This is a genomic window from Oxalicibacterium sp., assembly GCF_057353965.1.
This window is the reverse complement of the sequence record NZ_JBMQZD010000001.1, coordinates 228,212-246,915: the sequence shown is the minus strand read 5'-3', so window position 1 is coordinate 246,915 and position 18,704 is coordinate 228,212. Positions and strand designations below refer to the sequence as shown.

Below are 18,704 nucleotides of genomic sequence, written 5' to 3'. Positions count from 1 at the left end.
CTGCTAGATGAGTGCTGCCTTGCAGACAAACGGTCTCCATCAGTGAGACAAAATTTGGCTCAGCACGGTTCCATGTGACCAAAATGGTCAGTTATTCTGCAATATTGTCCTTCAGGATGTCGATATTGCGCTGCTATCGACCAACGGGACGTTGATAGCAACGATTGTGCCACCTTTTTGCGACGTACTGACGGACAGGCTGCCGCCCATTGCGATCGAGCGTTCGACCATGCCGCGGATGCCGAAGGATTTCGGTTTCGTGCGATCGGTGGCCTTGATGCCGCGGCCGTTGTCGAGAATCTCCAGCCGGACGAAGCGTTCAGTGTGCAGCAATTGCACATTGACCAGCGTTGCCTGTGCGTGCTTCGCGATATTGGTGAGTGCTTCCTGAAAAATCCGGAAGAGGGCGGCCGACTGGTTGGGGTCCAGTTCGATTTCCCGTTTGTTCGACGAGAATTCGCAAGGGATGCCGCATTGCTTTTCGAATTCCCTTGCTTGCCAATCGATCGCCGCTACCAGACCGAAATCCAGCACGCCGGGACGCAGGTCGCTGGCGATTCTGTGGACGGTTTCGATCGTGCGGTCGACGAGCTGTTCGACGTAATCGGCTTTTTCTACCAGTGCCGGATCGGCAGGCAGGCGGCGCGTCAACAGCGCCAGCGCCATCTTGATCGCGGTCAGATTGCCGCCGAGATCGTCATGGATTTCACGCGCGATGTGGGCACGTTCCTGTTCCTTGACGGTATTGATGTGTGCAGACAGTTCTGCCAGCTGCGCGCGCGAGCGGATGATTTCTTCCTGCTCCAGCTTGCTGGCGGTGATGTTGGTCATGATGCCTTCCCACAGCACATCGTGTCCGTCCAGCGCGCGCGGCGTGGCGCGCAGGTTGATCCATTTGATGTCGTTCCACTTCTCGATGCGGATGCGGCCTTCCCAGTTCCACGCGCTCATTTCCCTGGTGGATGCGTTCATCGATTCCAAGTAGGGGGTGCGATCTTCCGGAAGAATCAGCTCGAGGAAGTGGAGCGGATCGTCATGCAACTCTTCCGCCGTGATGCCTAACAGCGCTTCGCAACCTTCGCTCAAATAAGGGAAGGAAAAATGGCCGTCGCGGCCGAGTCGGAACTGATAGACCAAGCCGGGCGTGTTGGACACCATGGCGCTCAGTCGCGATTCGCTCGCGCGCAAGGCCTTGTCTGATTCGTTGCGCGAGCTGACGTCGTTGCCGATCGCGATGATGACGGGGCCGGTCGATGCTGCCAGAAAGAACAGGCGTGATTCGATCGGGTAGGCGGTGCCGTCGCGGCGCACGTGCACGGTGTTTACGCTGATCGAAGCGACGCTGCCGTTGCGCAGGTCGGCCAGCAGTTCTTCGTAGGCTTCCGGGCCGATGCCTTGCACGATCGATGCCGGAGACATGCTACGTAATTCATGCAGGCTGTATTGCAGATTGTCGATCGCGGCCTGGTTGGCGTATTCAAAATGCAGGGTTTCGCAATTGAATACATAGATCTCGCTGGGCGAGCCCTGGAGCATGATCGGTAGCCATTCGGCTTGCACGTCGTCGATGGTTTCCTGCATGGTGGCGGTCCGTATGTGCGTCGCATTGATGTCGTCGGACTGTAGCACATCTGTTTTTGCCGCCGGAATGCAGCCTGACTGTGATTCATGCAGGTAAAACGTATGCCGCGGCGGGCGGGCAGGGGCCAAATGAAGAAAAAATGTAATTTATTGAATAAAGTGGATGAAAAAATGGATTGGCAGACTTCCAAAATGGAATTTGCTCCGCTATAATTTCAATCTTTCGCGGCTGTAGCTCAGCTGGATAGAGTACTTGGCTACGAACCAAGGGGTCGTGGGTTCGATTCCTGCCAGCCGCACCAGTTAGTCAGAAAGGCCAGTGCCACAAGCACTGGCCTTTTTCATTTTGGCTTCAATTGTTCTTGCCGCTTGCACGTTCGTGCGCGCTTCTTTCTCGCTTCTCTGTTTTTTCTTTCCCCGTCCTTTTTGCAGGCATTTTTTGATGTCGCCATGCCGACGTTGCTTTTTTATTTCATCCGGTCATCTATTAACGCTTCGTCTGCGTTAGATAGGTGCGTGACGAGGATCGTGCGATACCTCCGTCACAATGCAGCACAAGCAGGAGCGGTAATCGCGAATCAATCCATTCCATGGTATGCGTTCATGAAATATCTGATAGTCCTGTCTGCAATAACGGCGAAAAGTCTTTATAATCCGCTCCTTGTTGTATTGAATGACCGGATGATGCGTGCTGCATGCCGTCCGCGCCCCTAGAAATGAAATCGCGTCTGTTATCAAGTATCTGGTTGTCGTTGCTTCTGCTGTTTTCGCAGCAGGTGGCATTCGCCGATACGCTGAAACATGTTTGCGGTTCCGCAGCGGATAGCCATCAATACACGTTCGAGGATGATTCGTCCGACGATACGGCACGTCAGTTTTTCCTCGATCATTTCACCGCTCTTCCTCCCCCGATTTTTTCCCTGCCGGTTTCTTCCGGCAAATTCGAAGCGCCGATAGCCACGGGTTTTGTCCGTTTGCCATCGGCTATTCATCGCTACTACTCCTCCCGCGCTCCTCCTCTCCTGTAGCAGGCATTCGTGTGATGGCATGTGACTGACTGCGCCGGCGCTTCTTGCGCGAGCGTCATGGTCACAAACACAGGACGTCTGCGTGATGGCGTCGGCTTTGCCGATTGCTGTTGTGCTTCCTGCCGTGCTTTCTGATTCGAATGTCTGCCTGTTATCGATGTAATTCGAAACGCATCGGCACGTTGTGCCGCATCCGTTACGTCATTCATGACTTCTTGAGAGGCAGTAGAAAAGATGAAAACTATTCAAAACGATACGCCGGCAGCGGGTATCAAAGGCCGGTGGTGGCAGCTCTTCATCGGCATCATATGTATGGCGATGGTCGCCAACCTGCAATACGGCTGGACGCTGTTCGTTGGTCCGATCAACCTCGCGCATCCGGAGTGGACGAAGGCCGCGATTCAGGCGACTTTTACGATGTTCATCATTACGGAAACCTGGCTGGTGCCGTTTGAAGGCATGGTCGTGGACAAATTCGGTCCGCGTCCTGTCGTTGCCTTCGGCGCGATCCTGGTGGCGCTCTCCTGGATTTTGAATTCCCAGGCGACTTCCCTGAATACCTTCTACCTTGCTGCCGTGCTCGGCGGCGTCGGCGCCGGTTGCGTGTATGGCACCTGTGTGGGTAACGCACTCAAATGGTTCCCGGACAAGCGTGGTCTGGCAGCAGGCCTGACCGCAGCCGGCTTCGGTGCCGGTGCTGCACTGACCGTCATTCCGATCGCCAACATGATCCGCACGGATGGTTATCAGGCTGCCTTCCACTTCTTCGGCATCCTGCAAGGTGTGGTGGTCTTCATCCTGGCCATGACGCTGGTGCGACCGGTTCCGCCGACCGGCATCAAGATCCAGGCGCGTCAGACGCTGGCCAAGTTCAACATGACGACGCTTCAGATGCTGAAGACCCCGGTATTCTGGGTGATCTACGTGCTGTTCGTCGCTGTTGCGATGGGCGGTGTGATGGCGACCGCGCAGCTCAAGCCGATCGGTGCCGACTGGGGCCTGAGCAAGGAGATGGTGACAATGTTCGGTGTGACGCTGCCGGCACTGACGATGGCACTGTCTATCGACAGCCTGTGTAACGGCTTTACGCGCCCACTGTGCGGCTTTGTCTCCGATCGCCTCGGCCGTGAAAACACGATGTTCATCGTGTTCACCGGTGAAGCTCTTGCCCTGCTGGGTCTCTATCATTTCGGCCATACCGTGACCGGTTTCATGATCTTCGCAGCGCTGATCTTCGCCTGCTGGGGTGAAATCTTCTCGATTTTCCCGGCGATTGCTGCCGACACGTTTGGCTCCAAGAACGCAACCGGCAACTCGGGCATGCTGTACACCGCCAAGGGTACGGCTTCGCTGGTGGTGCCATGGGCTTCGTGGATTGCTTCGGGCGGCTCTTCGAATGCGAAGGTTCTGAGCGCGGATCACTGGGGTACGGTGTTCTATTTCGCAGCCGCAGTTTCCTTCGGTGCTGCATTGCTTGCCAAGTTCTTCTTGCAGAACTATCGCAAGAAGTTCATCGAACAGGGCAATGCAAACCTGAATGCTCAGGATGAGAAGGTGGGTATCGCAGGTGATCGCGTTACTGCTTAATACGGCTCATTGATCGGGCATCCATGGTGATGGGTGTCCGAATTGAAGGCGGATTACTGTGCCTGGCTCTCTTTAATAGAGAGTGCCTTGAGGCTGGATGCGTGAGCATTCAGCCTTTTTTGATGTCTTGGTTAAGGCCTTGCATTTTATTTAATAACCGAAGAAACCGAACTTGCCGTCGCGATCGAAACGCAGGTCCTGGCCGTTTTCCATCTTGTTGACGATGCCGTTGTTGTCGAAGTGGACATGCATCAGCGAATTCCAGGCATCGTATTCCTTGTACGGATATGTCCAGACTTCGAGTTGCTGTCGGGACAAGTAAGTGGTCTCGGAAGGATGGCCGATGGTGCGCAACACGTCCATCTTGGTGGAAACGCCCGGTTTGATCGTCGCGAATTTCTCGACGGTCAGCACTTGCTCGTAGGAAATCAGTCGGCCGTTGCCGTCGAAGCGTGCCATGTTGGTGGCTTGCCCCCAGGGATTGCGGTTGTATTCCAGCACAAAACCATTGCCGTCGGGTATGCGTGCGGTCGGTCGGCCGAGTTTGGAAACGACTTCTGCTTCCGTTTCGCCGGGCATCAGCGTAACGGGCTGAAACGCGGCGCAGGCCGAAAGCAGGAGCAGGGCGCAGAGAATTGCCAATTGGGGACGGATCATGTTTTTTCCTAAAATTGGTGCGCTAAGTGTTTGAATCGCTTCGGCATTTCCGCTATACTGCGGGGCTGGTCTGATTCAGACCGGTTTTATTAATCGTTGTTCACGATGCAATCGGGGTTGCGCATCAGGCAAAACTCCACGCATCGCATGTGAAAGGTAATCATGTCTATCGAAAAAGCAAGCAAGGCAGCCATCGTCAAGGACAATGCGCGCAGCCAGAACGATACCGGATCTCCGGAAGTGCAGGTCGCTCTGTTGACCGCACGTATCAACGACCTCAACAGCCACTTCAAGGAGCACACGAAGGATCACCATTCCCGTCGTGGCCTGCTGATGATGGTCAACCGTCGTAAAAGCCTGTTGGCATATCTGAAGAACAAAGACGCAACGCGTTATCGCGATCTGATCGTGAAACTCGGTCTGCGCAAGTAATTCGTTGCGACATTCCAGTCGGTTTTCGTCGTAAAAATGCCTGCGTCAGTTTCCTGATGCGGGCATTTGTTTTTTGTGGCATCCGGCAACAAGCAGAAAAGCGGCAAGCAGGAAAATGAAAAACGGCAATGCTTCGGCGCGCCGTTTGTGGTGAGGTGAACGACAGCGCCTGAAAATCTGTCGGCAAATCAGAAAGGGAACACCGTGTTCAATAAAGTTACCAAGACATTCCAGTACGGACAGCATACCGTGACGCTGGAAACGGGCGAAATCGCCCGCCAATCCTCCGGCGCCGTGATGGTGTCGATCGAAGACACCGTCGTGTTGGCCACCGTGGTCGCACGCAAGGATGCGAAGCCGGGCCAGGATTTTTTCCCTCTGACCGTTGATTACGTTGAAAAAGCTTATGCAGCCGGCCGTATTCCGGGCGGTTTCTTCAAGCGCGAAGGCCGTCCTTCGGAGAAGGAAACGCTGACCTCGCGCCTGATCGATCGTCCGATTCGTCCGCTGTTCCCGGAAGGATATCTGAACGAAGTGCAGATTATCGTGCACGTGCTGTCGGTCAATCCTGAAATCGATCCGGATATCGCTTCGATGATAGGCGCTTCCGCCGCATTGTGTGTGGCAGGCATTCCGTTCGCCGGCCCGATCGGCGCAGCGCGCGTCGGTTATATCGACGGCCAGTACGTGCTGAACCCGACCGCATCGCAATTGCCGAAGTCGCAGATGGATCTGGTCGTCGCCGGCACCGAAAGCGCCGTGCTGATGGTCGAATCCGAAGCGCAGCAGCTGTCGGAAGAAGTGATGCTGGGTGCGGTCGTCTACGGTCACGAGCAGATGAAAGTCGTCATCGACGCGATCCACGATCTGGTGCGCGACGGCGGCAAGCCGGAAGTCGAATGGAGCCCGGCGCCGAAAAACGATGCGCTGATCGCGCGCGTGTCGCATTTCGCGGAAAGCAAGCTGCGCGAAGTCTATCAAACGCGCGACAAGCAGGCGCGTACGAGCAAGCTGAAGGATGCCTACGCCGAAGTGAATGCATCGCTGGCAGCGGAAGCGGCATCGATCGGCGGCGAAGCGCCGGATGCGGTCGAAGTCGGCAACATCATGTTCGAACTGGAAGCGAAGATCGTTCGTTCGCAAATTCTGGAAGGCGAACCGCGCATTGACGGCCGCGATACGCGCACCGTGCGTCCAATCTCGATCCGAACCGGCGTGCTGCCGCGTACCCACGGTTCCGCATTGTTTACCCGCGGCGAAACGCAGGCACTGGTCATCGCCACGCTGGGTACCGCGCGCGACGAGCAGAAGATCGATGCGTTGATGGGCGAATATTCCGATCGCTTCATGATGCACTACAACATGCCACCGTTCGCAACTGGCGAAACCGGCCGCGTCGGTACGCCGAAGCGCCGCGAGATCGGTCATGGCCGTCTGGCCAAACGTGCACTGGTTGCGGCACTGCCGACGCCGGAAGAGTTCAGCTACTCCGTGCGCCTGGTTTCGGAAATCACCGAATCGAACGGTTCGTCGTCGATGGCATCGGTGTGCGGCGGCTGCCTCGCGCTGATGGATGCGGGCGTGCCGATGCAATCGCACGTTGCAGGTATCGCAATGGGGCTGATCAAGGACGGTAACAAGTTCGCGGTGCTGAGCGACATTCTCGGCGACGAAGATCACCTGGGTGACATGGACTTCAAGGTTGCGGGTACGGCCAACGGCATCACCGCGCTGCAGATGGACATCAAGATCCAGGGCATCACGAAGGAAATCATGCAGGTGGCATTGGCGCAGGCCAAGGAAGGTCGCATGCACATTCTCGGCAAGATGCAGGAAGCGCTGCCGGCAGGCAAGGCGGAGTTGTCCGACTTCGCGCCGCGCCTGATCACGATCAAGATCAATCCGGAAAAAATCCGTGACGTGATCGGCAAGGGCGGTGCAGTCATTCGTGCGCTGACCGAAGAAACCGGCACGCAGATCGATATCAGCGATGAAGGTGTGGTCACCATTGCATCGGTCGATGCCGGTGCAGGCCAGGAAGCGAAACGCCGTATCGAAGAGTTGACCGCGTCGGTCGAAGTCGGCAAGGTCTACGAAGGTACCGTGCTGAAGCTGCTGGATTTCGGCGCCATCGTTCAGGTTCTGCCGGGCAAGGATGGTCTGCTGCACATCAGCCAGATCGCCAACGAGCGCGTGAATGCGGTTGCCGATTACCTGCAGGAAGGCCAGCAGGTTCGCGTCAAGGTTCTGGAAACGGACGATCGCGGCCGTCTCAAGCTGTCGATGAAAGCTGCCATGGCAGAAGAGAATCCGGAAACGGCAGCGCAGGAATAAGAATCGTTGTCTTTCATGGACCGCCCGTAGCGAAAGCACGGGCGGTTTTTTATTGTCGGAAGAAAAAGCTCTGCCGTATTGGTTTGACCATGCTCGACGCAGCAGGCTAGAATAGCGGGTTATTGGAATTCGGGGGCGATATGCGCCGCAAACTCGTCGCAGGCAACTGGAAAATGAATGGCAGCCTTGCTGCCAATGCGCAGTTGCTGACGGAGATCAAGGCGCAAGTCGACGATGCATGCGATGTTGCGGTATGCGTGCCGTTTCCGTATCTGGCGCAGTGTCAGGCATTGCTCGACGACAGTGCGGTCGCGCTGGGCGCGCAGGATGTGTCGATGCATGTTTCCGGCGCGTATACGGGAGAAGTTTCGGCAGCGATGCTGCTGGAATTCGGTTGCCGTTATGTGATTGTCGGTCACTCGGAACGTCGTGCTTATTACGGCGAAACGGATGAGTTGGTCGCGCGCAAAACCAAGCATGCGATTTCCGCTGGACTGATTCCCATCGTTTGTGTCGGCGAGACGCTTGAGCAACGTGAGGCAGGGCAGACCGATACGGTTGTCGGTGCGCAGATCGATGCGGTGCTCGCTTCGTTGAATATGGAAGAGATGAGCGGCATCGTCGTTGCATACGAACCTGTGTGGGCGATCGGTACCGGCAAGACTGCAACGCCGGAGATGGCGCAGCAGGTGCATGCAATGTTGCGTTCGCGTTTGCAGGCCAAGCATGCGGAAGCGGCGAACAAGATCAGGATTCTGTACGGCGGCAGCATGAAGCCGGACAATGCGGCTGAGCTGATGGCCATGCCGGACATCGATGGCGGTTTGGTCGGTGGCGCGGCGTTGAAGGCGGAAGATTTTCTTTCGATCGTTTGCAAGGCATGAGTTTGTGCAGCGTTCGGAATGACGTATGGAATGAATTGTAATTATCCGACTGGAAAGTAAATGAATAGCTTGCATACCATCATCATCGTTGTCCAGGTGCTATCCGCACTGGTCATCATCGGTCTCGTGCTGCTGCAGCATGGCAAGGGTGCGGACATGGGCGCATCTTTCGGTTCCGGCGCTTCCGGCAGTCTGTTCGGTGCGACGGGCTCCTCCAATTTCTTGTCGAAATCCACCGGCGTTGCTGCCGTCGTTTTCTTCGCTGCGACATTGGGGTTGGCATTCATCAATAACAAGCCGGTGGCTGCAGGTGGTGGTGTGATGGAAAACCTGCCTGTTTCGTCGGTCCCTGGTGCAGCGCCTGCTGCTGAGGCGCCGGCAACAACCGCGAAGCCTGCAGAGCAATCGAATGAGGTGCCGAAATAAAACGCATGTACATGCGTTCGTGATTGTCATAGCGTAATTCGCATTGAATAAAAGCATCAATGCGAGTTAAAATGTAAGTCTTGCGCCGACGTGGTGAAATTGGTAGACACGCTATCTTGAGGGGGTAGTGGCGAAAGCTGTGCGAGTTCGAGTCTCGCCGTCGGCACCAAGCAGTAAATCCATAACTAGATGTCAGTGAATTGGTCGGTGATCCGGTCAATGCAATTAAGACGCATAAATCAACGAATCGTTTAACTACGGCTGCTATCGTGAACCTCGAAAATTATTTCCCCGTTCTGCTTTTCATCCTGGTCGGCATCGGTGTCGGCGTGGTCCCGCAAGTTTTGGGCCGTGTCCTTGGGCCGCACAAGCCGGATGCGCAAAAGCTTTCTCCGTATGAGTGCGGTTTCGAGGCATTTGAAGATGCGCGCATGAAGTTCGACGTGCGCTATTACCTCGTCGCGATTCTTTTCATTCTGTTCGATCTCGAAGTTGCTTTCCTGGTGCCGTGGAGCGTCGCAATGCGTGATGTCGGCATGCTGGGATTCTGGTCAATGATGATTTTCCTCGGGGTGCTGACCATCGGTCTGGTGTTCGAGTGGAAAAAAGGCGCGCTGGATTGGGAGTAAGAAGTCATGGCAATTGAAGGTGTATTGAACGAAGGCTTCGTCACCACGACGGCCGACAAACTGATTAACTGGACGCGTACCGGCTCGATGTGGCCGATGACTTTCGGTCTGGCATGCTGTGCAGTGGAGATGATGCATGCGGGTGCGTCCCGTTACGATCTGGATCGCTTCGGTGTTGTGTTCCGTCCGTCGCCGCGTCAATCCGACGTGATGATCGTCGCCGGCACCCTGTGCAACAAGATGGCGCCCGCGCTGCGCAAGGTGTACGACCAGATGCCCGAACCGCGCTGGGTCATTTCGATGGGTTCTTGCGCGAATGGCGGCGGCTATTACCATTATTCGTATTCGGTTGTGCGCGGTTGCGATCGCATCGTGCCGATCGATGTCTACGTGCCAGGTTGTCCTCCGACTGCCGAGGCCCTGCTGTACGGAATCATGCAATTGCAGACCAAGATCCGTCGCACCAATACGATTGCACGCTAAGGATCGCGGTTAGCCAAAATGACGACCAAACTAGAACTCCTCGAAGCAGCCCTGCGCAATGCATTGGGCGAGCAACTCCAGACTCTGACGGTGGCCCTCGGCGAAGTGACCATCGTTGTCAAATCCAGCGATTACCTGTCGGCCATGCGCACCTTGCGCGATCATGCCGACTTGCGCTTTGAAGAATTGATCGATTTGTGCGGCGTCGACTATTCGACGTACGGCGACGGCGTTTGGGAAGGTCCGCGTTTTGCGGTCGTTTCGCATCTGCTGTCGATTTCGCACAACTGGCGTTTGCGCGTGCGTGTTTTTGCACCCGACGACGAGCTGCCGGTCGTTGCTTCGGTGACGGACGTCTGGCCGTCGGCCAACTGGTTCGAGCGCGAAGCATTCGACTTCTTCGGCGTGCTGTTCGAAGGCCACAACGATCTGCGCCGCATTCTGACCGACTACGGCTTCATCGGTCATCCGTTCCGCAAGGATTTCCCGATTTCGGGCTATGTCGAGATGCGCTATGACCCGGAGCAGAAGCGCGTGATTTACCAGCCGGTCACGATCGAGCCGCGTGAAAATGTGCCGCGCGTGATTCGCGAAGAACAGTACGGGGTGAAATAAAAATGGCTGAAATCAAGAATTACACCCTTAACTTCGGTCCGCAGCATCCGGCGGCGCACGGCGTGTTGCGTCTGGTTCTGGAGCTGGACGGTGAGGTGATCCAGCGTGCCGATCCGCATATCGGCCTGTTGCACCGCGCAACCGAGAAGCTGGCCGAACAGAAAACCTATCTGCAATCCGTGCCGTACATGGACCGTCTCGACTACGTGTCGATGATGAGCAACGAGCACGCGTATGTGATGGCAATCGAGAAGCTGCTCGGCATCGAGGTGCCGCTGCGCGCGCAATACATCCGCGTCATGTTCGACGAGATCACGCGCATCCTGAATCACCTGATGTGGATCGGCGCGCATGGACTGGACGTCGGTGCAATGGCCGTGTTCCTGTACGCATTCCGCGAGCGTGAAGATCTGCTGGACTGCTACGAAGCCGTCTCCGGCGCGCGCATGCATGCTGCCTACTATCGCCCGGGTGGCGTTTATCGCGACCTGCCGGATGCGATGCCGCAGTACAAGGCATCGGTCATCCACAACGCCAAGGCGATCAAGCAGATGAATGAGAACCGTCAGGGCTCTCTGCTGGACTTCATCGAGGATTTCACCAATCGCTTCCCGACCTATGTCGACGAATACGAAACGCTGTTGACCGACAACCGTATCTGGAAACAGCGTCTGGTCGGCATCGGCGTCGTTTCGCCTGAGCGTGCGAAGGCAATGGGCTTCACCGGCCCGATGCTGCGCGGTTCCGGCATCGAATGGGATCTGCGCAAGAAGCAGCCGTACGAAGTGTACGACCTGCTGGATTTCGACATTCCGGTCGGCACCAATGGCGACTGCTATGACCGCTATCTGGTGCGCGTCGAGGAAATGCGTCAGTCGAACCGCATCATCAAGCAATGCGTCGAGTGGCTGCGCAACAATCAGGGTCCGGTGATGACGGACAACCACAAGGTTGCACCGCCGTCGCGCGTCAACATGAAGTCGAACATGGAAGAGCTGATCCACCACTTCAAGCTCTTCACCGAAGGTTTCCACGTGCCGCCGGGCGAAGCCTATGCAGCCGTCGAACATCCGAAGGGCGAGTTCGGCATCTATCTGGTTTCGGATGGTGCCAACAAACCGTATCGCATGAAGATTCGTGCGCCGGGCTTCGTGCATCTGCAGGGTCTGGACGAAATGGCCAAGGGCCACATGATCGCCGATGCGGTGACCATTATCGGCACGCAAGATATTGTGTTTGGTGAGATTGACCGCTGATCGCGGGCAATGAGTAGAGGCATAAAGATGCTGTTATCTGAACAAGCGTACAAACGGATCGATCGCGAGATCGCCAAATTCCCTCCCGAGCAGAGGCAATCCGCCACGATGGCTGCACTTGCCATCGCGCAGGAAGAAACCAACTGGCTGTCGCCTGAGGTGATGCAGGAAGTGGCCGATTACCTTCGCATGCCGGCAATCGCCGTGCAGGAAGTCGCGACTTTCTACAACATGTTCAACACCAAGCCGGTGGGCAAGGCGAAGATTTCGGTCTGCACCAATCTTCCGTGCCTGTTGTCCGGTGGTGAGCGTGCAGCGCACTATCTGAAAGAAAAGCTCGGTATCGATTACCGTGAAACGACCGCAGACGGCCAGTTCACGCTGCAGGAAGGCGAATGCATGGGTGCCTGCGGCGATGCGCCGGTGATGCTGGTCAACAACCATCGTATGTGCAGCTTCATGTCGAACGAGAAGATCGATGCACTGGTAGAGGAACTGAAGAAATGACCAGCCTGCACAATCGTCACATCAAGCCGCTGATCCTTGCCGACCTGAACGGCAGCAACTGGCATCTGGCAGATTACGTCAAGCGCGGTGGCTACGAGTCGTTGCGCCGCATTCTGACCGAAGGCATCACGCCGGATCAGGTCATTGCTGAAGTCAAGGCATCGTCGCTGCGCGGTCGCGGCGGCGCAGGTTTTCCGACCGGTCTGAAGTGGAGCTTCATGCCGAAGAACTACGAAGGCCAGAAATACCTTGTCTGCAACACCGACGAAGGCGAGCCGGGCACCTTCAAGGATCGCGACATCATCCGCTACAACCCGCATGCCCTGATCGAAGGCATGGCGATCGGTGCCTATGCGATGGGCATCACGGTGGGTTACAACTACATTCACGGTGAAATTTTCGCCGACTACCTGCGTTTCGAAGAGGCGCTGGAAGAGGCGCGTGCTGCAGGTTTCCTCGGCGACAAGATCATGGGCTCGGCATTCAACTTCCAGTTGCATGCGTTCCACGGTTATGGCGCCTACATCTGCGGCGAAGAAACTGCGCTGCTCGAATCGATCGAAGGCAAGAAGGGCCAGCCGCGCTTCAAGCCGCCGTTCCCGGCCAGCTTCGGCCTCTACGGCAAGCCGACCACCATCAACAACACCGAGACCTTCGCTGCCGTCCCGTTCATCATGAAGATGGGCGGCGAGGCGTATGCAGCGCTGGGCAAGCCGAACAACGGCGGCACCAAGATCTTCTCGATTTCGGGCGACGTTGAGAAGCCGGGTAACTATGAAATCCCGCTCGGCACGCCATTTTCCGAACTGCTGGAACTGGCTGGCGGCATGCGCGGCGGCAAGAAGATCAAGGCGGTCATCCCTGGCGGTTCGTCGGCACCGGTGGTGCGTGGCGACGTCATGATGGATTGCACAATGGACTACGATTCGATCGCCAAGGCCGGTTCGATGCTGGGTTCGGGCGCGGTCATCGTGATGGACGAGACGCGCTGCATGGTCAAGTCGCTGTTGCGCCTGTCCTATTTCTACTTTGAAGAATCCTGCGGCCAATGCACGCCATGCCGCGAAGGCACGGGCTGGATGTACCGCATGGTGCATCGCATCGAAAACGGCCAGGGACGTCCGGAAGACCTCGATCTGCTGAACAACATCTGCGACAACATCCAGGGCCGCACCATCTGTGCGCTGGGCGATGCTGCCGCAATGCCGGTTCGCGCGATGATCCAGAACTTCCGCGACGAGTTCGTGTATCACATCGAGCATAAGCATTGCTTGGTGCCCGCTTACGTATAAGCACTGCACTTCGTTACCAGACGTAGTGAGAACACTGACGCAGAAAAAGCAAAGCCATGGTTGAAATCGAAATAGACGGCAAGAAGGTAGAAGTGCAGGAAGGCAGCATGGTGATGGACGCTGCCAACAAGCTCGGCACGTATATCCCGCATTTTTGCTATCACAAGAAACTGTCCATCGCGGCCAACTGCCGCATGTGCCTGGTCGAGGTCGAGAAGGCACCGAAGCCGTTGCCGGCCTGCGCGACCCCGGTCGCTCCGGGCATGATCGTGCGTTCGCACAGCGAAAAGGCGGTCAAGGCGCAAAAGGGCGTGATGGAATTCCTGTTGATCAACCACCCGCTGGATTGCCCGATCTGCGACCAGGGTGGTGAATGCCAACTGCAGGATCTGGCTGTCGGCTATGGCGATTCGTCGTCCCGTTACGCTGAAGAGAAGCGTGTGGTTGTGCCGAAGGATGTCGGTCCGCTGATCTCGATGCAGGAAATGAGCCGTTGCATTCACTGCACGCGCTGCGTCCGCTTCGGTCAGGAAATCGCCGGCGTGATGGAATTCGGCATGCTGAATCGCGGTGAGCATTCCGAAATTACTGCATTCGTCGGCAAGACGGTCGATTCCGAACTTTCCGGCAACATGATCGATCTGTGCCCGGTCGGCGCATTGACGTCCAAGCCGTTCCGCTACAGCGCCCGTACGTGGGAACTGTCGCGCCGAAAATCGGTGAGCCCGCATGACAGCGTCGGTTCCAACCTCATCGTGCAGGTCAAGGCCAGTAAGGTGATGCGCGTGCTGCCGCTGGAAAACGATGACGTCAACGAATGCTGGATTTCGGACAAGGATCGCTTCTCCTACGAAGCGCTGAACAGCGCGGATCGTCTGACTGCACCGATGATCAAGCAGGGCGGCCAATGGCAGGAAACCGACTGGCAGACCGCGCTTGAATACGTCGCGCACGGCCTGCGCAATATCAAGCATGAGCATGGCGCAAGCGCTATCGCTGCTTTGGCTGCACAGCATTCCACGCTGGAAGAGTTGTCGCTGCTGCAGAAACTGGTGCGCGGCATCGGTTCTGAAAACATCGATTTCCGTCTGCGCCAATCCGATTTCTCGCTGGACGCATCGGTCAAGCCTTGGCTGGGCATGTCGATCAACGAATTTGCTGCATTGAAGCGCGCTTTCGTGATCGGTTCCTTCCTGCGCAAGGATCACCCGCTGTTGTCGGCACGTCTGCGTCAGGCCGTGAAGAAGGGCGCCAGCGTCAGCATCCTGCACGCAACGGACGACGATCTGCTGATGCCGATCGCCAACAAGATGATCAAGGCACCATCCGACTGGTTGGCCGCTCTGAGCGAAGTCATCGTGGCAGTGGCACAGGCGCGCGGTATCGCTGCGCCGGCCGGTTACGAAAAAATCGAAGCGTCGGCTGAAGCCAAGCAGATCGCGGCAAGCCTGCTGTCGGGCGAGCCGAAAGCTGTGCTGCTCGGCAACGCCGTCCTGCAGCACCCGCAAGCAGCCAAGCTGCACGCTGCAGCGCAATGGATTGCACAGAACACGGAAGCCAAATTCGGCTTCCTGACCGAAGCAGCCAATACCGTCGGCGGTTACCTGGCGAATGCATTGCCGGGTGCAAACGGTGCGAATGCCGCGCAGGCGTTCGAACAACCGCGCAAGGCCTATGTGTTGCTGCATACGGAACCGGAATTCGACAGCTTCAATCCGCAAGTCGCGCGCAATGCGCTGGGCCAGGCGGAAATGGTCGTCGTGATGTCGCCGTTCAAGCAAGGCGCCGATTACGCCGACGTCATGCTGCCGATCGCGCCGTTTTCGGAAACGTCCGGCACGTTCGTCAATGCAGAAGGCCGTGCGCAGAGTTTCAACGGTTCCGTCAAACCGCTCGGCGATACGCGTCCAGCATGGAAGGTATTGCGCGTACTCGGCAATCTGCTGGAACTGAACGGTTTCGAGTACGAAACTTCGGAAGCAATCCGCAACGAGATTCTCGGTACGTCGGTACCGGCTGATGCCGACCTGCAGTCGCGTCTGAACAATATCGGCAATGCTGCACCGCAGGCAGCTGTCACCGCTGCGGGCATGCAGCTGGAGCGTGTGGCCGATGTTTCGATCTATGCCACCGACGCGATCGTGCGTCGTTCGGAGCCGTTGCAACAAACGACTGACGCTGCAGCGCCGAAGGCATGGCTGTCTGCCGATCTGGCGGGCAAGCTGGGCGTTGCTGCCGGCGACAAGGTGGCGGTCAAGCAGGGCAGTGGTGCAGCGACGTTGATCGCAGCTATCGATGCGGCTCTGCCGGCAAATGTGGTGCGTGTAGCGGCAGGTCGTCAAGAGACCGCCGATCTTGGCGCAATGTTCGGTTCTATCAGTGTGGAGAAAGCGTAAATGGATCAACTGTTCGTATCCATCCACGCGACAGGCCAGTCTCTGTTCGGCTTTTACTGGCCGCTGGTCTGGAATATCGTCAAGATTGTCGCCATCGTGGCGCCGTTGATGGGGGCTGTCGCTTACATGACGCTATGGGAGCGCAAGGTGATCGGCTGGATGCATGTGCGTCACGGCCCGAACCGTGTCGGTCCGCTGGGCCTGCTGCAACCGATCGCCGACGGCGTCAAGCTGTTGCTGAAGGAAATCGTCGTTCCGGCGCGCTCCAACAAGGCGCTGTTTGTCATCGCGCCGGTCATGACCATCATGCCGTCGCTGGCGGCATGGGCTGTCGTGCCGTTCGGTCCGGAAACCGTGCTGGCGAACGTCAATGCCGGCCTGCTGTTCGTGATGGCGATTACTTCGCTGGAAGTCTACGGCATCATCATCGCTGGCTGGGCGTCGAACTCGAAGTATGCATTCCTCGGTGCGATGCGTGCATCGGCACAGATGATTTCGTATGAAATCGCAATGGGCTTCGTGCTGTGCGTCGTGTTGATGGTGTCCGGCAGTCTGAACCTGATCGAAATCGTGACGACGCAGACGACCGGTCGTTTCGCCGACATGGGCCTGAATTTCCTGTCGTGGAACTGGCTGCCGCTGCTGCCGATGTTTATCATCTACATTGTGTCCGGTACCGCGGAACTGAACCGTCACCCGTTCGACGTGGTGGAAGGCGAGTCCGAGATCGTTGCCGGTCACATGGTCGAATATTCGGGCATGTCGTTCGCGATGTTCTTCCTGGCCGAGTACGCCAACATGTGGCTGATCGCGATCATGGCGTCGCTGATGTTCCTGGGCGGCTGGTCGTCTCCGTTTGACTTCGCGCCGTTCACGTGGATTCCGGGCTGGATCTGGCTGGGTTTGAAGACGTTCTTCGTCATCACCTGTTTCGTCTGGTTCCGTGCGTCGTTCCCGCGTTATCGCTATGACCAGATCATGCGTCTGGGCTGGAAAGTGTTCATTCCACTGACGCTGATCTATCTGCTGATCGTCGCGATCTGGATGAAGACGCCGTTGAATATCTGGAATTAATCAAGGCTTAGTAGAGGAAGCCAGAAAATGGAAGCAATCAAGGATTTTTTCGGCAGTCTGATGCTGCGCGAGCTGTTCAAGGGCATGGCATTGACCGGCCGCTACATGTTTGCACGCAAGATCACTGTCCAGTTCCCGGAAGAGAAGACGCCGCAGTCGCCGCGTTTCCGCGGTCTGCACGCGCTGCGTCGCTATCCGAACGGTGAAGAGCGCTGCATCGCCTGCAAACTGTGCGAAGCAGTCTGCCCGGCAATGGCCATCACGATCGAATCGGATCAGCGTGACGACGGTACGCGCCGTACGACGCGCTACGACATCGATCTGACCAAATGCATCTTCTGCGGATTCTGCGAAGAATCCTGCCCGGTCGATTCGATCGTCGAAACGCACATCCTGGAATACCACGGCGAAAAGCGCGGCGATCTGTACTACACCAAGGAAATGCTGCTGGCCGTCGGTGATCGTTTCGAGCCTGAGATCGCTGCCGCACGCGCCGCTGATGCGGCCTACCGTTGATTTGATAATTTGGCAGCATTGCGCTGACTTTTCTGGCTGACTATGGAATTTACAACTGTCCTGTTTTACGTGTTCTCAGCGATCCTCGCGTTCGCTGCCATACGTGTGATCACCGATCGGAATCCCGTGCATGCAGCGCTGTTTCTGGTGCTGTCGTTCGCTTCGGCGTCGGCGCTGTGGATGCTGCTGAAGGCTGAATTTCTCTCCATCGTGCTGATTCTTGTCTATGTCGGCGCGGTCATGGTGCTGTTCCTGTTCGTCGTCATGATGATCGACATCAAGCTGAGCAAGCTGCGTGAAGGTTTCTGGGGCTACCTGCCGCTGGCGGCAACGGTGGGCGCGGTAATCGTTCTGGAAATGGCTGCCGTATTGTTCCGCGGCTTCTGGCGCGAAAACACGGATGTACCGGCTGTGTCTGCCAACATCGGCAACACGAAAGAGCTGGGCAAGTTGATCTATACCCACTATTTGTATGCGTTCGAACTGGCTGCACTGCTGCTGTTGGTGGCGATTATCGCCGCCGTGGCGCTGACGATGCGCAAGCGCAAGGACAGCAAGTATTTCGCACCTGGCGATGCCGTGCGCGTGAAGTCGAGCGATCGTCTCCGCGTGGTGAAAATGAAAGCCGAGGCGCGCAACGACGACCAACCCGCTGCGCCTGCAGCAGAACAAAAGTAAGAAGGGGAGTGCTGTGGAGTTGACGCTCGTACATTACCTGATTCTCGGCGCGATCCTGTTCGCGATTTCGATTGTCGGTATTTTTCTGAATCGCAAGAACATCATCATTCTGTTGATGGCCATTGAGCTGATGCTGTTGGCCGTGAACATGAACTTCGTTGCTTTTTCCTATTTCCTGGGCGATGCAGCCGGTCAGATTTTCGTGTTTTTCATTCTGACGGTGGCTGCTGCTGAAGCTGCGATCGGTCTTGCCATCCTGGTTTCCATGTTCCGTACGCTGGATACCATCAATGTCGAAGATCTTGACGGCCTCAAAGGCTGATTCCGAA

General features: G+C 56.8%; 19 protein-coding genes and 2 tRNA genes. 19 read left to right on the top strand and 2 right to left on the bottom strand.

The features are described from left to right. Nucleotides 1–111: 111 nt before the first annotated feature. Entirely contained in the window at nt 112–1,581 is a 1,470-nt protein-coding gene (locus tag ACO1VH_RS01215; protein WP_486241800.1) for a PAS domain-containing sensor histidine kinase, read from the bottom strand. Nucleotides 1,582–1,806: 225 nt separating this feature from the next. On the opposite strand from ACO1VH_RS01215, the gene ACO1VH_RS01210 reads away from it, so the two are divergent. From ACO1VH_RS01210 to oxlT, 3 genes are all read left to right on the top strand, one after another. Continuing rightward, nucleotides 1,807–1,883 (top strand) — tRNA-Arg (locus ACO1VH_RS01210). Nucleotides 1,884–2,297: 414 nt separating this feature from the next. Beyond that, nucleotides 2,298–2,609, top strand: coding sequence for a hypothetical protein (locus ACO1VH_RS01205; protein ID WP_486241798.1), 312 nt, complete (start codon nt 2,298–2,300; stop codon nt 2,607–2,609). A 234-nt stretch (nt 2,610–2,843) separates the two neighbouring features. Then, nucleotides 2,844–4,196 (top strand): oxalate/formate MFS antiporter, encoded by a 1,353-nt coding sequence (gene oxlT / locus ACO1VH_RS01200; RefSeq protein WP_486241796.1) that lies wholly within the window; start codon nt 2,844–2,846, stop codon nt 4,194–4,196. Nucleotides 4,197–4,346: 150 nt separating this feature from the next. Here the strand turns inward: oxlT and bamE are convergent, their stop codons facing one another. Next, on the bottom strand, nt 4,347–4,853 hold the full coding sequence (bamE, locus tag ACO1VH_RS01195) for an outer membrane protein assembly factor BamE domain-containing protein (protein ID WP_486241794.1): 507 nt from the start codon (nt 4,851–4,853) through the stop codon (nt 4,347–4,349). Between the two features lie 162 nt (nt 4,854–5,015). Between bamE and rpsO the strand changes: the two genes are divergently transcribed. The 16 genes from rpsO to nuoK all read left to right on the top strand — a co-directional run bounded on the left by rpsO (nt 5,016) and on the right by nuoK (nt 18,697). Beyond that, on the top strand, nt 5,016–5,285 hold the full coding sequence (rpsO, locus tag ACO1VH_RS01190; protein ID WP_188419117.1) for a 30S ribosomal protein S15: 270 nt from the start codon (nt 5,016–5,018) through the stop codon (nt 5,283–5,285). Nucleotides 5,286–5,489: 204 nt separating this feature from the next. After that, nucleotides 5,490–7,619 carry a polyribonucleotide nucleotidyltransferase gene (gene pnp / locus ACO1VH_RS01185; protein ID WP_486241792.1) on the top strand — a complete coding sequence of 710 codons (2,130 nt, stop codon included), beginning with the start codon at nt 5,490–5,492 and terminating at the stop codon, nt 7,617–7,619. Between the two features lie 140 nt (nt 7,620–7,759). Then, nucleotides 7,760–8,503 (top strand): triose-phosphate isomerase, encoded by a 744-nt coding sequence (gene tpiA, locus ACO1VH_RS01180; RefSeq protein WP_486241790.1) that lies wholly within the window; start codon nt 7,760–7,762, stop codon nt 8,501–8,503. Between the two features lie 60 nt (nt 8,504–8,563). Beyond that, nucleotides 8,564–8,929 (top strand): preprotein translocase subunit SecG, encoded by a 366-nt coding sequence (gene secG / locus ACO1VH_RS01175; RefSeq protein ID WP_486241788.1) that lies wholly within the window; start codon nt 8,564–8,566, stop codon nt 8,927–8,929. A gap of 84 nt (nt 8,930–9,013) precedes the next feature. Beyond that, a tRNA-Leu gene (locus ACO1VH_RS01170) sits at nt 9,014–9,098 on the top strand. 100 nt (nt 9,099–9,198) lie between these two features. Further along, on the top strand, nt 9,199–9,558 hold the full coding sequence (locus tag ACO1VH_RS01165; RefSeq protein WP_486242808.1) for an NADH-quinone oxidoreductase subunit A: 360 nt from the start codon (nt 9,199–9,201) through the stop codon (nt 9,556–9,558). 6 nt (nt 9,559–9,564) lie between these two features. Beyond that, complete coding sequence (locus tag ACO1VH_RS01160; RefSeq protein ID WP_486241786.1) at nt 9,565–10,041, top strand: NuoB/complex I 20 kDa subunit family protein; 477 nt, start codon at nt 9,565–9,567, stop codon at nt 10,039–10,041. 18 nt (nt 10,042–10,059) lie between these two features. Continuing rightward, nucleotides 10,060–10,656 carry an NADH-quinone oxidoreductase subunit C gene (locus ACO1VH_RS01155; protein WP_486241784.1) on the top strand — a complete coding sequence of 199 codons (597 nt, stop codon included), beginning with the start codon at nt 10,060–10,062 and terminating at the stop codon, nt 10,654–10,656. A 2-nt stretch (nt 10,657–10,658) separates the two neighbouring features. After that, nucleotides 10,659–11,912 carry an NADH-quinone oxidoreductase subunit D gene (locus ACO1VH_RS01150; protein ID WP_486241782.1) on the top strand — a complete coding sequence of 418 codons (1,254 nt, stop codon included), beginning with the start codon at nt 10,659–10,661 and terminating at the stop codon, nt 11,910–11,912. Between the two features lie 27 nt (nt 11,913–11,939). Then, the gene (nuoE, locus tag ACO1VH_RS01145; RefSeq protein ID WP_188419109.1) at nt 11,940–12,419 is read left to right on the top strand and encodes an NADH-quinone oxidoreductase subunit NuoE; all 480 of its coding nucleotides are present in this window, start codon (nt 11,940–11,942) and stop codon (nt 12,417–12,419) included. Further along, nucleotides 12,416–13,711: an NADH-quinone oxidoreductase subunit NuoF gene (gene nuoF, locus ACO1VH_RS01140; protein ID WP_486241780.1), complete on the top strand. Its 1,296-nt coding sequence runs from the start codon at nt 12,416–12,418 to the stop codon at nt 13,709–13,711. The genes nuoE and nuoF overlap by 4 nt, the downstream gene beginning before the upstream one ends. Nucleotides 13,712–13,767: 56 nt before the next feature. After that, nucleotides 13,768–16,107: an NADH-quinone oxidoreductase subunit NuoG gene (gene nuoG / locus ACO1VH_RS01135; RefSeq protein WP_486241778.1), complete on the top strand. Its 2,340-nt coding sequence runs from the start codon at nt 13,768–13,770 to the stop codon at nt 16,105–16,107. Continuing rightward, nucleotides 16,108–17,181 (top strand): NADH-quinone oxidoreductase subunit NuoH, encoded by a 1,074-nt coding sequence (gene nuoH, locus ACO1VH_RS01130; RefSeq protein ID WP_486241776.1) that lies wholly within the window; start codon nt 16,108–16,110, stop codon nt 17,179–17,181. A gap of 27 nt (nt 17,182–17,208) precedes the next feature. Continuing rightward, on the top strand, nt 17,209–17,697 hold the full coding sequence (gene nuoI / locus ACO1VH_RS01125; protein ID WP_486241774.1) for an NADH-quinone oxidoreductase subunit NuoI: 489 nt from the start codon (nt 17,209–17,211) through the stop codon (nt 17,695–17,697). 42 nt (nt 17,698–17,739) lie between these two features. Continuing rightward, nucleotides 17,740–18,375, top strand: coding sequence for an NADH-quinone oxidoreductase subunit J (locus ACO1VH_RS01120; RefSeq protein WP_486241772.1), 636 nt, complete (start codon nt 17,740–17,742; stop codon nt 18,373–18,375). 13 nt (nt 18,376–18,388) lie between these two features. Then, the gene (nuoK, locus tag ACO1VH_RS01115; RefSeq protein WP_188419103.1) at nt 18,389–18,697 is read left to right on the top strand and encodes an NADH-quinone oxidoreductase subunit NuoK; all 309 of its coding nucleotides are present in this window, start codon (nt 18,389–18,391) and stop codon (nt 18,695–18,697) included. Nucleotides 18,698–18,704 lie beyond the last annotated feature (7 nt).

Bases quoted from the DNA above. Each gene is read 5' to 3' on its own strand.
- ACO1VH_RS01215 (WP_486241800.1), bottom strand. From the start codon at position 1,581: ATGCAGGAAACCATCGACGACGTGCAAGCCGAATGGCTACCGATCATG.
- ACO1VH_RS01205 (WP_486241798.1), top strand. From the start codon at position 2,298: ATGAAATCGCGTCTGTTATCAAGTATCTGGTTGTCGTTGCTTCTGCTG.
- oxlT (WP_486241796.1), top strand. From the start codon at position 2,844: ATGAAAACTATTCAAAACGATACGCCGGCAGCGGGTATCAAAGGCCGG.
- bamE (WP_486241794.1), bottom strand. From the start codon at position 4,853: ATGATCCGTCCCCAATTGGCAATTCTCTGCGCCCTGCTCCTGCTTTCG.
- rpsO (WP_188419117.1), top strand. From the start codon at position 5,016: ATGTCTATCGAAAAAGCAAGCAAGGCAGCCATCGTCAAGGACAATGCG.
- tpiA (WP_486241790.1), top strand. From the start codon at position 7,760: ATGCGCCGCAAACTCGTCGCAGGCAACTGGAAAATGAATGGCAGCCTT.
- secG (WP_486241788.1), top strand. From the start codon at position 8,564: ATGAATAGCTTGCATACCATCATCATCGTTGTCCAGGTGCTATCCGCA.
- ACO1VH_RS01160 (WP_486241786.1), top strand. From the start codon at position 9,565: ATGGCAATTGAAGGTGTATTGAACGAAGGCTTCGTCACCACGACGGCC.
- ACO1VH_RS01155 (WP_486241784.1), top strand. From the start codon at position 10,060: ATGACGACCAAACTAGAACTCCTCGAAGCAGCCCTGCGCAATGCATTG.
- ACO1VH_RS01150 (WP_486241782.1), top strand. From the start codon at position 10,659: ATGGCTGAAATCAAGAATTACACCCTTAACTTCGGTCCGCAGCATCCG.
- nuoE (WP_188419109.1), top strand. From the start codon at position 11,940: ATGCTGTTATCTGAACAAGCGTACAAACGGATCGATCGCGAGATCGCC.
- nuoF (WP_486241780.1), top strand. From the start codon at position 12,416: ATGACCAGCCTGCACAATCGTCACATCAAGCCGCTGATCCTTGCCGAC.
- nuoG (WP_486241778.1), top strand. From the start codon at position 13,768: ATGGTTGAAATCGAAATAGACGGCAAGAAGGTAGAAGTGCAGGAAGGC.
- nuoH (WP_486241776.1), top strand. From the start codon at position 16,108: ATGGATCAACTGTTCGTATCCATCCACGCGACAGGCCAGTCTCTGTTC.
- nuoI (WP_486241774.1), top strand. From the start codon at position 17,209: ATGGAAGCAATCAAGGATTTTTTCGGCAGTCTGATGCTGCGCGAGCTG.
- ACO1VH_RS01120 (WP_486241772.1), top strand. From the start codon at position 17,740: ATGGAATTTACAACTGTCCTGTTTTACGTGTTCTCAGCGATCCTCGCG.